Source organism: Aliidiomarina minuta (assembly GCF_003987145.1).
GTDB lineage: Bacteria > Pseudomonadota > Gammaproteobacteria > Enterobacterales > Alteromonadaceae > Aliidiomarina > Aliidiomarina minuta.
The window spans coordinates 213,777-225,921 of record NZ_PIPL01000001.1; the positions used below are offsets into that span (position 1 = coordinate 213,777).

Genomic DNA, 12,145 nt, shown 5'->3' on the forward strand with positions numbered 1-12,145 from the left:
TCTTGGCAGGCATTCGAGATAATCAATGTTTCTATAATTATAAAATGAGTGGTTTATGACAATAATGATGCGACAACCACAGCGTCTGGCGGTATGTGTAGCTTTGACGTTAAGCAGTCTGGGTTTTGCGCTGAATGCTCCAGCACTGGCGACAGAGGAAGATAAACGTCCTCTTGAACTGACTGACATTATGCAGTTTCGTGAAATCGAACAACGGCGGTTGAGCGAAAATGGCAGCTGGATGGCGTATGCGGCGGTGCCAGATCGGGGTGATAGCACCGGTTATGTAGTGCATGTTACCGAGGCGACTGAGCACAGTGTTCCGCGAGGGGACCGGCCGGTAATTTCGGCTGACGGACGCTTTGCTATTTTTCGCCAGCAAGCAGCGCTATTAGAGCGCGAGCAGGCGCAGAATCGCGAACAGCGACAGCAGTTGAAAACTAACGCTGTAGTAGTGGATACCCTTACTGGTGAGCAGCGTGTTATTGAAAATGTACATAGCTATCAGTTGAGTGGTGACGGTCGTTTTGCTGCATTTTTATTGCGCAAAGCAGACTCGGACGATAATGGAAGACCACTCACAATAATTAACCTTGATGATGGCAGCAGTACGGAGCTTGAACAGGTATTACGACTAAGCAGTGCTTCACAGGGACCGCGCTTCGCTTTTGTGCAGGAAACCTCTGCAGAAGATAAGGCAGAGCAGGTTACTGTAGTCAATACCAGCAACGGAAGTCAGTTGACCGTTGCTGATGCTGAGCAAGTCAGTTTTCAGGGCCTGTCATTTAATCACGAGGGCAACAAGCTGGCGTTTTTTGAGGGACCTGCGGAAAGCGAAAACCCTGATCCAGCCCAGCAATTACTGCTATGGCAATATGGTCAGCAGCAGGCCAGTGCAATTAATGTTGAGCGCGAGCAGTGGGTATTAAGCGAACGCTATAATCCTCGCTGGAGTGAAGACGACCAGCGCATTTTTGTCGGTCACCGTCCCGCTCAGGATGATAAGAGTGAGGGGCCGGGCAAACCGGAAACGGAAGCAGATCTTTATGATCTCGAGCGTTTACTGGCGGATCGCCGCCTACAGGTATGGCACGGTGAAGATGGACGTATTAACAGCCATCAGAAAGAGGATTATAGTGCCAACCGGGCGCGTACCGCTCCTGGAGTGTTCTGGGTTGAAGACGAACGCTTTGTAGCACTGAGTCATGATATTGAAGACAGCCCTCGAATGACAGAGCACGAAAACGCTTTGTTGTTTAGTAACAGCCGTGAGCATTTGCGTGATATTACCTGGGATGGTTTCTATCATGATCTGTACCACGTTGATTTGCAAAGCGGCCAGCAACAGCAGGTGCTTTCTCGTGCGCGCACTTCTGAGCGTGGTTACCTATCACCGGACGGTCAGCTGGTAGCGTACCTGGATGATGAGACTTATTATGTGTTTGACAGTCAGACAGGCAGTGCAGAAGCGGTAGCTACTGAGGTGAATATTTCCTGGGTGGATGAAGAAAATGATCGTCCTATGGAACCGCGCAGCTATGGTGTGGCCGGTTGGCTCCAGGATAGTTCGGCTTTTCTGGCTTATGACCGTTATGATATATGGAAGATAAATCTGGATGGCGAAGCGGTTAATTTAACCCAGACCGGACGCGATGATGAAAAGCGTTTTCGGGTAGAACGTACTGATGACGAGTTGGGTTTAGATCCTGCTCAACCTTTGTTGGTTCACGCTTACCATGACCAGCTTAAATACCATGGTTTTTATCAGCTGGACTTGCAAAGTGGTGACTTCTCAGTCCTGCAGGAAGGCAATAAGCGCTATAATTATGTTGGCTTCATGGAAGAGTCCGAACGTTATTTATTTACCGAAGAAGACTTCCGTCAGTTTCCGGATATCTGGTCAGCGAATCGGGACTTTAGTGAATTGACCCGGCTTACGAATATTAACCCACAGCAGGATCAATTTGTCTGGGGCGATCCTGAACTTATTGACTGGCAGACAGAGGACGGTGAAACTTTACAGGGGATTGTGATTAAACCTGATGGGTATGATCCTGAACGCCTTTACCCCGTTATGGTTTATTATTATGAGCAGTTCTCGCAGCGGCTTTACCATTTTAACCAGATGAAAGTGAATCATCGTCCTAACTTCCCGTTCTATCTGGGACAGGACTATGTGGTGTTTCTGCCGGATGTTCGTTTCCGCGAAGGAGCGCCAGGGCCAAGCGCAACTGAATCATTGGTTCCGGCAATGGAAAAAATCATTGATATGGGCATTGCCGATCCCGATGCGATAGGTTTACACGGACATAGCTGGTCGGGTTATCAAAGTGCCTTTGTGGTTACGGAGACTGATCTTTTTGCTGCAGTGGTTTCCGGAGCACCGGTGTCTAATATGACTAGTGCCTACAGCGGTATTCGCTGGGGCTCAGGTCTTGCACGTCAGTTTCAGTACGAAACCGGGCAAAGCCGTATTGGGCCAAATATGTATGAAGACCTTGACCCTTATATTAAAAATTCCCCTGTCTTTTTCGCCGATCGCATTAATACGCCAATGCTGATTCAGTTCGGTGATGATGACGGGGCGGTTCCCTGGGAGCAGGGCATCGAGTATTATCTGGCTTTACGTCGGCTGAATAAAGAAGTGGTGATGCTGCATTACGAAGACGAACCGCATCATTTGCAGCAGTACGCCAATAAAATTGATTACACCATCAAGATGCTGGAGTTTTTCGATCATTATCTGAAAGGGGAGCCAGCACCCGACTGGTGGCTTGAAGGGATGCCTTATCAGCAGTATGACAATTAATAAAACTCATCAAAGCAATGATTTGATAACGCTGTTTAATGATCTATTTGCACCGAGTTTTCAAACCCGGTTGGTAAGCGGCTCAGGTGAGCCGCTCTACCTGCCTGCAACAAACCGGCGCGATTGCCACCAGGTGGTATTTGCGCACGGATTTTTTCGTTCTGCATTGCATGAAATCGCACATTGGTGCATTGCCGGTAAGGTACGTCGTCAGCTCGCCGACTATGGCTACTGGTATAAACCCGATGGGCGCAACCTGGAAGAACAACTAAGGTTCCAGCAGGCTGAATTGAAACCTCAGGCGCTGGAATGGTGGTTTTGCCTCTGTGCCGGCCATTCTTTTGAGGTTAGTTGCGATAACCTGGCGGCTTCCGATCCGGATGCTATTGATGTGGCGGGTTTTGCGGAACAAGTCCGACAGCAACTGATAAATTATCGAAGTAGTCGCTTGCCCCCCAGAGCTGAGGCATTTGCTATCGTGTTACAATCCTTTTATGGACAATCCTGTCCCCGCCTGGCTGAGGTTGCCTGATGTTTAGAATAGCACTCGTTATCAATCCTTTTGCCGGCCTGGGCGGTAGTGTTGGGCTGAAAGGCAGTGATGGTTTGCAGACCCGAAGCGAAGCGCTGGCCAAAGGCGCTACTCCGCGTGCACTGGAACGCAGCTGCCAGGCGATCAATGTTTTACGGCCGTATGCCGCTGAAATAAGCTGGCTGACGGCGGCGGGCGCTATGGGTGAAAGCACATTAAAGAAGTGTGGTTTCGAAGCTGAAGTGGTGTATCAGGCGCAGCGCGCCGATGATAGCGGCGCCGAAGACACACAGAGAGCGGTGCAGGCTTTTATTGAGGCAAAAGCTGATCTTATTGTTTTTGCGGGCGGTGATGGTACGGCACGGGATGTCTGTGCACAGCTCAGGGAACAACTACCAGTTGTGGGTATACCTGCCGGGGTTAAAATTCACTCTGGTGTGTATGCGGTAACGCCGACTGCAGCCGGGCGGGTACTGGAACAGTTGATTAAAGGCGAATTAACGACCCTGCGAAGTGCTGACGTGATGGATATTGATGAGGACGCCTTTCGTCAGGGCACTGTTAAAGCCAGACGTTATGGTGAAATGCAGGTACCAGGTGAACTGGAGTATATGCAAGCGGTTAAAATGGGTGGTAAGGAAAGCGACGAGCTGGTGTTAACAGATATCGCGGATGACATTATTGAAAGTATGCGACCGGATGCGCTTTATATAATGGGTTCAGGCTCGACAGTAGCCGCGGTTATGGAACAGCTGAATTTGCCTAATACCTTGCTCGGGGTAGATGTAATACGTAATCAGGAGCTGCTAGCGCAGGATGTGACAGCCAGTGAACTGGAGGATTTACTGAGCCAGCACTCAGAGAAATATCTGGTGATTACCTTAATCGGAGGTCAGGGGCATATTTTTGGCCGCGGTAACCAGCAGCTTAGTCCGCGGGTGATTCGTGAAATTGGGCGCGATAATATTCGCTTGCTGGCGACTAAAACCAAGTTAAAAGCTCTGTCAGGACGACCTTTGCGGGTGGATACCGGCGACCCTGGCCTGGATCATGAATTAAGCGGTTTTATCGCGGTCACCACTGGCTATCATGATCAGACTATGGTCGCTGTCAAAGCAGTTGATTAAGTTAAAACTGAGATACCGGAAGACGCACAATTAGTCCATCGAGCTCTTCTGTCATTTCAATCTGACAGCCCAGTCGACTATTATCCTGGGGGTCATTTGCCATGTCCAGCATGCTTTCTTCCATGTCATCGACTGGAGGCATTTTGCTGACCCAGGCAGGATCCACATACAGGTGGCAGGTAGCACAGGAGCAAACACCTCCACATTCACCGATAATTCCGTCAATCATGTTTTCGGTTGCGGCTTCCATCAGGTTCTGGCCAACCGCCACATCCACATCGTACTGCGCGCCATTGGCTTCAATGTAAATTACTTTAGGCATAAAAGTGCTCTCGTGTTTCTTGTCTATAAGTAGTGATATAGTAAGCATATTCTAATTTGAACTGCCAAGATTAGCACAGGGAAAGCCCGCATGACATTACACAGCAATAAAGAGTTTTTTGTTTCCTGGGAAGAGCTGCATCGGGCTACCCGGGAATTAGCCCGCAGACAATTACCCGCCGAACAGTGGCAGGGCATTATTGCAGTCAGTCGTGGCGGTCTGGTGCCTGCTGCGATTATTGCCCGTGAGCTTAATATACGAGTAGTAGACAGTGTTTGTGTAAGTTCGTATGACCATCAGTCTCAGCGTGAGCAGGCTAGCATTTTGAAAGATGTCAGTGCGACCCAGGATGGTGCTGGATTTTTGGTCGTTGACGATTTGGTCGATACCGGAAATACATTACGGACGTTGCGTCAGCGACTGCCGCAAGCTAGATTTATTACCGTCTATGGTAAACCTGCAGGACTTGAACTGGTCGATGATTACGAAGCGGACTTAAGCCAGGATACCTGGATTCATTTCCCCTGGGATATGCATTTACATTATGTGGATCCGTTAGCCGGACAGGATGACCATTAAAAGGGGGACCTTATGAATTGGTTTAAAGCAGTCATTGGACTACTTATCGTTGCGGTTGCAGCCGCTGGGATTTTCCTGATCGTGTATGGCCCTCCGGTGACTACTGAGGATTATTATCAGAATCAGCAGATGTTTGATGAGCAGGATTTCGCCGCTGCGCAGGATAATGATGACTTAATTCTGATTAACTTTCACCGCCCATGGTGCCCGCCTTGTCGCGAGCAAAAAAGAGTTCTGAATCAATATTTTATTGACTTCACTGGGTCGCCGGTTGTGGTTATGGAAATAGACTTTGATAGTCAGCCTGAACTAGTTGAACGCTTTGGAGCTGTTGATCCCACTACCTTAGTACTGTATCGGGGCCACCATCGTATCTGGTATACCCATAATCAGACGCAAAGGCCTAATATATACAGTGCTTTACAGGAAGCCGAGTATCATTCGCGTTTGTTTGAAGAAGATGAATAGGGTGATCTCTTGTTTTACGTAGCTCTGGGCTATTTTCTTTTTGCCATAGCGCAGTTATTTATAGACCTTAGCCAGGCTTCGACAAGTAGCCCTGATACAGGGGCTTTACTGTTGGTGGTCTTCTACAATTTCTTAATCGCACTTCTGGTCGCTATTGGTTTTTGGTTTGGTAACAGGCTTAGCCGGTGGCAGAAGACCAGCCCCGTGCAACTAATGCTCATAGGCTTTTCAGTGGCTTTGCTGGTGGCCGTTTTATCCAGTTTCGGTATCGTTGATGGCAGTAGGGGAAGTGGTGCAGAAACTATGGCTTTTATCTTGCTTGGTTTTGCGGCGTTATTACCTTTTGGGCAGCGGGTGAAAACGGGTGAAAAAGGCTTTTTCTGTTGTCCTCATTGCGAAAAGAGAATTTCCCTTGCCCGCAAAATGCAGCTGATATCGAAGAAGCGGCTCGCCTGGCAATGTCCTCATTGTGGCAAAGCGGTCAGATATCAGTTTAACTGGAAGTTTTTTCTGCTGGCTTTGTTACCTGCCGTATTAATTTCGTCTTATGTGGCAGGCCCATTCCTGGCCGCCTGGAATGTCTCTATCCTGTATTCGAGCTTGCTGGTTGCTGCTGTTATGACGTTGCTTTCTTTACGTCTGCATAAAGGCTAAGGTCGGCTCTCAGTAGAACCGCCCTTAGCATGAGTCCTATAGCAAACCCTGTACGACATCAGTGATGGAAATTTTTTCTTTCTCACCACTGCGCCGGTTTTTTAGTTCGACCAGGCCTTCATCCAGGTTGCGTTCTCCCACCACAATGACGTGCGGAATGCCAATAAGCTCGATATCCGCAAACATCACGCCAGGACGTTCCTTGCGGTCATCAAAAAACACTTCAAGCCCGGCACCCAGACATTCCTCATAAAGCTGCTCTGCGACCTCCTGGACACGCGCAGATTTGTGCATATTCATAGGGAGTATACAAACCTGAAAAGGTGCCATTTGCTCTGGCCAGCGAATGCCGTTCTCATCGTTATTCTGCTCAATGGCAGCGGCGACAATTCGGGAAACGCCGATACCATAACAACCCATAGTCAGGTTCTGATGTTTACCGTTTTCGTTAAGCACGCCGACTTTCATCATATCGGAGTATTTACTGCCTAACTGGAAAATATGGCCCACTTCTATGCCACGCTTTATTTCCAGTGTGCCTGTACCGCAAGGGCTGGCGTCGCCAGCTTTTACGTTACGTAAGTCAGCTACTGCAGGAAGTTCAGCATCGCGTTCCCAGTTAATACCGAAAAAGTGAAAGCCTTCTTCATTAGCTCCGGCCGCGAAATCACTGAGTACGGCCACTTCCCGATCCACTACCGCCGGGATATTCAGATTCACCGGGCCCAGCGAGCCTGGACCTGCGCCCAGAGCGGCTTTAATTTCTTCATCAGAAGCAAATGTCAGTGGGATGAATACCTGAGGTAGCTTAGCCGCTTTAATAACGTTGAGCTCATGGTCACCGCGGACAATCAAGGCAACCAACCCGTTCGCTTCACCATCTTCTGTAGCCGCATGCACAATTAGTGTTTTCACGGTGCGTTCAATAGGCAGGTTAAACTGCTCTATCAGAGCCTGAATAGTTTTAGCCTCTGGAGTTGCTACTTTTTGCATATCTTCGCTCGCTGGGTCTGCTGCCTGCTTACTGGCTATAGCCTCGGCCAGTTCAACATTCGCGGCGTAATCTGAGCTGTCAGAAAAGGCAATAGCGTCTTCACCTGAGTCTGCTAACACATGAAATTCATGGGAGAGGTTGCCACCGATAGAGCCTGTGTCGGCTATTACTGGTCTGAAGTCGAGGCCCAAGCGGCTGAAAATATTCTGATAAGCCGTGTACATGCGCGCATAGGTTTTGCTCAGACATTGCTCAGAAGTGTGAAAGGAATAAGCGTCTTTCATGATGAATTCGCGGGCGCGCATAACACCAAAACGAGGACGAATTTCATCGCGGAACTTGGTTTGGATCTGGAATAAGTTTAACGGTAGTTGTTTATAGCTATTTACTTCTTTGCGAACTAATTCACTAATGACTTCTTCATGAGTCGGGCCGAGAACAAATTCGCGGTTGTGACGGTCATGTAAGCGCAGTAATTCAGGACCATAGTCTTCCCAGCGTCCAGACTCCTGCCATAAATCAGCAGGTTGAACCATGGGCATCAAGACTTCAATGGCGCCAGCGGCTTCCATTTCTTCACGTACAATTTGCTCAACCTTACGCAATACCCTTAAGCCGGTTGGCGTCCAGGTGTATAAACCAGAAGCAACTTTACGCACCATACCAGCACGTAACATAAGTTGGTGGCTGATGATTTCAGCATCTGAAGGGGTTTCTTTTACGGTGGCAAGTAAATATTGGCTGCTGCGCATGGCTGGTTTTGCTCTCCTGGCAATTAAAAAATAAACCTTTAAATAATATGATTCATTCTAGCAGTCACTGACAGCAGTGACTACAGCTTCCTGTGCCATAACCTGCCAGCGAATATTAAGCTGATAAAGTTGCATGCCATAAGTTTTATTATCGTCTTTATGCTGCCGATAGGCGGGCCTGGGATCCTGCGCTAATACCTGCTCTATTAACAATTTCAGCTGCGGATACTGGCTATGGTAACGGTCTAGCTGCTTTAGCGCCTGAGGGCTGAAATTAACTGGCATCTGTTGTTGCGGCGCTTCTTGAGCAAAGCCTGACGAGACTTCTGTTAAAGCGTCGCTGTAGGCAATGTAAGGCTTTATATCCAGTACTGGTGTTTTGTCCAGTAAGTCCAGACCGGAGATAACTAACTGCCAGTGCTTGTCCTCATACAGGATCTCTTCAAGCTTCACCACTGACAGCCCGATAGGGTTGGGTCTGAAAGTTGAACGGGTGGCGAAAATGCCGACTTTTCGGTTGCCACCCAGACGAGGGGGCCTGACTTTAGGTTTCCACCCTTGTTCTGCAGTGGCATGGAAAACGAATTGGATCCAGATATGGCTGAAATCCTCTAATCCGGCTATGCATTCTTGCCGATTGTAGTCATCGGTTAGTATCAGCCGCCCCTGAGCACTGCTGACAAGCCCAGGTTGGCGGGGGATAGCAAATTTCTCCCGGTAGGGTGACTGAACATAGCCGACAGTATTAAATTGATACATGAAACAACCTGGATAGTGAGGGTGAGTTATTTGACCACATAATAAATAAATGCACCAAATAATTGGTTAAAAATCGAATTTATCTTAAGTCTTATTTTTAAGTTATTGTTTTTATAGGAATAAATAGATGGCCCAGAGTTTGCTATATAAGCATGAAAGCTAGTGTAAATAATTACTTAATAAGGATAAAACTATGAGCTTAAGATATTTTTTAACTACCCTGGTCATACTTGCTGTATTTGTGACTCTTGGGCAAGCGTCAGCCAGCAGCGAAGCTGAGCGTCATTACCGATTTGAAAGTCAGAATGTACGCGTACTGCATATAGATAACGCAGTAGGTCAGTTGGATATAAAAAGATCGACGGATAATGAAATTCGAATTGAAGTGGTTTTCGAAGGAAAGCGTGGCGGTTTATTACGTCGTAAAACTGATGTCTCTGATGTTGAATTGAATGTTCGGGAGCGAGGCGATCAACTTTATCTGGAGTTTCAGCAGAGTAAAGTGCAGGCTGATTGGGTGGTTTATATGCCAGAACTGGATGCACTGCATGTTCACCTTGGTGTAGGAACGGCTGATATTGATCTGGGTGACACTGGATTAGAGCTTCAGGTTGGTGTTGGAACTGCACTGATAAATAGCCATAAAAACTTCGTTGGGCAATTTCGTGGTTCCGCCGGTGTTGGCTCAGTTTCTGCGAGCGGCCTGGATAATTATACTTCTCAGCGTCGGGTAGTAGCTGAGGATGCTAAAGGCACTGGTAATGGTGATAAAGATATAAATGTAGAGGTTGGGGTCGGTGATATTAAGTTGAGTTTATAATTAAAAAGGCAGCTGTTCAGCTGCCTTTTTAAAGTATCTACTTAATCAGGAAGTCACTAATTTTTTTACCTTTCTTCAGCGCTTCATTGATAACCTTAGGTGTACGCCCCTGTCCGGTCCAGGTCTTGCGCTCTCCGTTATCTGTGTATTCATATTTGGCGGGTTTAGGTGTGCGCTTTTTACGTGTACTGGCACCTTTTTTGTCATTCACAATGTTTTGCAGCTCGGGTGCTAAGTCAGTAATATCCAGACCTGCTGCAGCCATCTGCTTTTTAATTTCATCTACACGAGACCTTTTTTCTTCTTCCTGTTTCCGTAATTCCGCTTCTTCCTCTTCGCGGTTTACAATAACTCGTTGTAGTTTAGCCTCAACATCCTGTAGTTCAGCAAGCGTTAGCTCTTTGGTCGCAGCGCGTAAACGACGCTCGTGAGTAAGAATATTTAGAAAATCGCTCATGTTTATACCTTATCTTTTATAAAATTTTACGAGTTATATTGGCAGTTGGGCTATTAAATACACGAGGGAATTATCAATAGCTTAATATTAGTATTTTAGTACAAAGAAAAAATAAAATAACTTGCTTTTAATAAAGAAAGCGTAAATATCCTACAAGGATTAAGTAACTCTAGCAATAAAAAAACGCTCCGAGAGGAGCGTTTAGGATTTGTTTACATATTTGGATAATTTGGGCCACCGGTGCCTTCGGGGGTAACCCACTGAATGTTCTGGCTGGGATCTTTAATATCACAGGTCTTACAATGAATGCAGTTCTGAGCATTAATTTGAAACGCTGGTTCTCCCTTATCATCCTGAACTATTTCATAGACGCCTGCCGGACAGTAGCGTTGAGCGGGTTCATTAAATTTAGGTAAGTGAACCTGCACAGGAATGTCTGCGTCTTTTAGTTTGAGGTGACAGGGTTGATCCTCTTCATGATTGGTATTCGACAGATAAACCGAAGAATTACGATCAAAACTTATTTGATTATCAGGTTTAGGGTAATTAATTGGCGTGGCGTCATCCAGGGTTTGCATGCCTTTATAGTCAGGTTGCCAATCTTTAATGTTAAATGGGAGACGACCATTAAACCAGTTTTGATCTAGTGTGTTAAAGGCGCCACCCAACCAGGTTCCCCATTTATGTACAGCTGGGCCAAAGTTCCGTGACCTATACAGTTCCTCATATAACCATGAACTTTCGAAGCGTTGTGTATAATCAGTCAGTTCAGTATGGCTTTGATCATTTTTTAATGCTTCAAAAATGCTTTCAGCTGCCAGCATGCCGCTTTTCATAGCGGTATGGTTACCTTTTATTTTTGCAAAGTTTAGTGTGCCAGCGTTACAACCGACAAGTAAACCTCCAGGCATCGTCATTTTAGGTAATGAATGATAACCACCTTTGGTGATAGCGCGGGCACCATAACTGACTCGTTTTCCATTATCTAAAAACTTCTTAATTTCCGGGTGCTGTTTATAGCGTTGGAATTCAGCAAATGGATTTACGTTTGGATTGGTGTAATTAAGATCAATAATAAGGCCAACAAAGACCTGATTATTTTCAGCATGGTACAGGTAGCCACCACCTGAGGCATTGTCGTTAAGAGGCCATCCGGTAGTATGGACAACCAGACCTGGCTGATGCTGCTCTTCCGGAACATCCCATATTTCCTTAAAGCCAATAGCATAGTGCTGGGGCGTTTTACCCTCATCTAAATTAAATTTGTTGATCAGCTCCTTGCCCAGATGACCCCGGCAACCTTCGGCAAATACCGTATACTTTGCACGTAACTCCATACCCGGCATATAACTGTCTTTTTGCTCACCCGTCGCACTGACGCCCATGTCACCGGTAATCACGCCGGCTACTTTATCGTCTTCGGTGTAAAGTACTTCAGCGGCTGAAAAGCCAGGAAATATTTCCACCCCAAGCTGTTCGGCCTGTTCGGCTAACCAACGACAAACATTGCCCATACTGACGATATAATTACCATCGTTATGGAAGCTTTTAGGCACCATGAAATTCGGTAGCTTGCTACTTTTTTGCTCACTGTTGAGCATGAAAATATCATCTTTACTAACTGGCGTAGTTAACGGAGCGTCACGCTCTTTCCAGTCAGAAAACAGTTCGTTCAGGGCTCTGGTTTCAAAAACGGCACCTGACAAGATATGAGCGCCTACCTCGGAGCCTTTCTCAACTACACAAATTTGTAGTTCCTGCTCGTTGTCTTTAGCGAGTTGCGCTAACCGACAAGCACTGCTTAAACCAGCGGGGCCTGCCCCAACTATAAGTACGTCAAACTCCATGCTTTCGCGTTCCATGGGCTTCTCC

At 46.9% G+C, this 12,145-nt stretch carries 12 protein-coding genes; 7 read left to right on the plus strand and 5 right to left on the minus strand.

Annotated elements, in window-relative coordinates:
• Positions 1-55: 55 nt before the first annotated feature.
• The 3 genes from CWE09_RS01080 to CWE09_RS01090 are packed head-to-tail and all read left to right on the plus strand — an operon-like array spanning position 56 to position 4,468.
• The gene (locus CWE09_RS01080) at positions 56-2,809 is read left to right on the plus strand and encodes a S9 family peptidase (RefSeq protein ID WP_126802058.1); all 2,754 of its coding nucleotides are present in this window, start codon (positions 56-58) and stop codon (positions 2,807-2,809) included.
• Entirely contained in the window at positions 2,799-3,341 is a 543-nt protein-coding gene (locus CWE09_RS01085) for an elongation factor P hydroxylase (RefSeq protein ID WP_126802059.1), read from the plus strand. Before CWE09_RS01080 ends, CWE09_RS01085 begins: the two co-directional genes overlap by 11 nt.
• On the plus strand, positions 3,338-4,468 hold the full coding sequence (locus CWE09_RS01090) for an ATP-NAD kinase family protein (protein WP_126802060.1): 1,131 nt from the start codon (positions 3,338-3,340) through the stop codon (positions 4,466-4,468). The genes CWE09_RS01085 and CWE09_RS01090 overlap by 4 nt, the downstream gene beginning before the upstream one ends.
• Before the next feature lies 1 nt (position 4,469).
• Here the strand turns inward: CWE09_RS01090 and CWE09_RS01095 are convergent, their stop codons facing one another.
• On the minus strand, positions 4,470-4,790 hold the full coding sequence (locus CWE09_RS01095; RefSeq protein ID WP_126802061.1) for a 2Fe-2S iron-sulfur cluster-binding protein: 321 nt from the start codon (positions 4,788-4,790) through the stop codon (positions 4,470-4,472).
• A 90-nt stretch (positions 4,791-4,880) separates the two neighbouring features.
• Here CWE09_RS01095 and gpt point away from each other — a divergent pair, with 90 nt between their 5' ends.
• Genes gpt through CWE09_RS01110 form a run of 3 tightly spaced genes read left to right on the plus strand, consistent with a single transcriptional unit; the run spans position 4,881 to position 6,491 of the window.
• On the plus strand, positions 4,881-5,369 hold the full coding sequence (gene gpt / locus CWE09_RS01100) for a xanthine phosphoribosyltransferase (RefSeq protein ID WP_126802062.1): 489 nt from the start codon (positions 4,881-4,883) through the stop codon (positions 5,367-5,369).
• Between the two features lie 12 nt (positions 5,370-5,381).
• Positions 5,382-5,837 (plus strand): thioredoxin family protein, encoded by a 456-nt coding sequence (locus CWE09_RS01105; RefSeq protein WP_126802063.1) that lies wholly within the window; start codon positions 5,382-5,384, stop codon positions 5,835-5,837.
• 9 nt (positions 5,838-5,846) lie between these two features.
• On the plus strand, positions 5,847-6,491 hold the full coding sequence (locus CWE09_RS01110; RefSeq protein WP_126802064.1) for a hypothetical protein: 645 nt from the start codon (positions 5,847-5,849) through the stop codon (positions 6,489-6,491).
• 36 nt (positions 6,492-6,527) lie between these two features.
• On the opposite strand, the gene CWE09_RS01115 is transcribed toward CWE09_RS01110, so the two are convergent.
• Both CWE09_RS01115 and tsaA read right to left on the minus strand, forming a co-directional pair.
• Complete coding sequence (locus tag CWE09_RS01115) at positions 6,528-8,237, minus strand: proline--tRNA ligase (protein WP_126802065.1); 1,710 nt, start codon at positions 8,235-8,237, stop codon at positions 6,528-6,530.
• 57 nt (positions 8,238-8,294) lie between these two features.
• Complete coding sequence (tsaA, locus tag CWE09_RS01120; protein ID WP_126802066.1) at positions 8,295-8,996, minus strand: tRNA (N6-threonylcarbamoyladenosine(37)-N6)-methyltransferase TrmO; 702 nt, start codon at positions 8,994-8,996, stop codon at positions 8,295-8,297.
• Positions 8,997-9,189: 193 nt separating this feature from the next.
• Here tsaA and CWE09_RS01125 point away from each other — a divergent pair, with 193 nt between their 5' ends.
• On the plus strand, positions 9,190-9,816 hold the full coding sequence (locus CWE09_RS01125) for a hypothetical protein (protein WP_126802067.1): 627 nt from the start codon (positions 9,190-9,192) through the stop codon (positions 9,814-9,816).
• 37 nt (positions 9,817-9,853) lie between these two features.
• Here CWE09_RS01125 and CWE09_RS01130 read toward each other — a convergent pair whose 3' ends face one another.
• A complete protein-coding gene (locus CWE09_RS01130; RefSeq protein WP_126802068.1) occupies positions 9,854-10,273 on the minus strand; it encodes an H-NS family histone-like protein in 420 nt (139 codons plus the stop codon).
• 212 nt (positions 10,274-10,485) lie between these two features.
• Positions 10,486-12,135: an electron transfer flavoprotein-ubiquinone oxidoreductase gene (locus tag CWE09_RS01135; RefSeq protein ID WP_126802069.1), complete on the minus strand. Its 1,650-nt coding sequence runs from the start codon at positions 12,133-12,135 to the stop codon at positions 10,486-10,488.
• Between the last annotated feature and the right edge of the window lie 10 nt (positions 12,136-12,145).

Coding starts and splice junctions, on each gene's coding strand:
- gpt (WP_126802062.1), top strand. CDS start 4,881: ATGACATTACACAGCAATAAAGAGTTTTTTGTTTCCTGGGAAGAGCTG.
- CWE09_RS01115 (WP_126802065.1), bottom strand. CDS start 8,237: ATGCGCAGCAGCCAATATTTACTTGCCACCGTAAAAGAAACCCCTTCA.
- CWE09_RS01130 (WP_126802068.1), bottom strand. CDS start 10,273: ATGAGCGATTTTCTAAATATTCTTACTCACGAGCGTCGTTTACGCGCT.
- CWE09_RS01080 (WP_126802058.1), top strand. CDS start 56: ATGACAATAATGATGCGACAACCACAGCGTCTGGCGGTATGTGTAGCT.
- CWE09_RS01125 (WP_126802067.1), top strand. CDS start 9,190: ATGAGCTTAAGATATTTTTTAACTACCCTGGTCATACTTGCTGTATTT.
- tsaA (WP_126802066.1), bottom strand. CDS start 8,996: ATGTATCAATTTAATACTGTCGGCTATGTTCAGTCACCCTACCGGGAG.
- CWE09_RS01095 (WP_126802061.1), bottom strand. CDS start 4,790: ATGCCTAAAGTAATTTACATTGAAGCCAATGGCGCGCAGTACGATGTG.
- CWE09_RS01105 (WP_126802063.1), top strand. CDS start 5,382: ATGAATTGGTTTAAAGCAGTCATTGGACTACTTATCGTTGCGGTTGCA.
- CWE09_RS01135 (WP_126802069.1), bottom strand. CDS start 12,135: ATGGAACGCGAAAGCATGGAGTTTGACGTACTTATAGTTGGGGCAGGC.
- CWE09_RS01085 (WP_126802059.1), top strand. CDS start 2,799: ATGACAATTAATAAAACTCATCAAAGCAATGATTTGATAACGCTGTTT.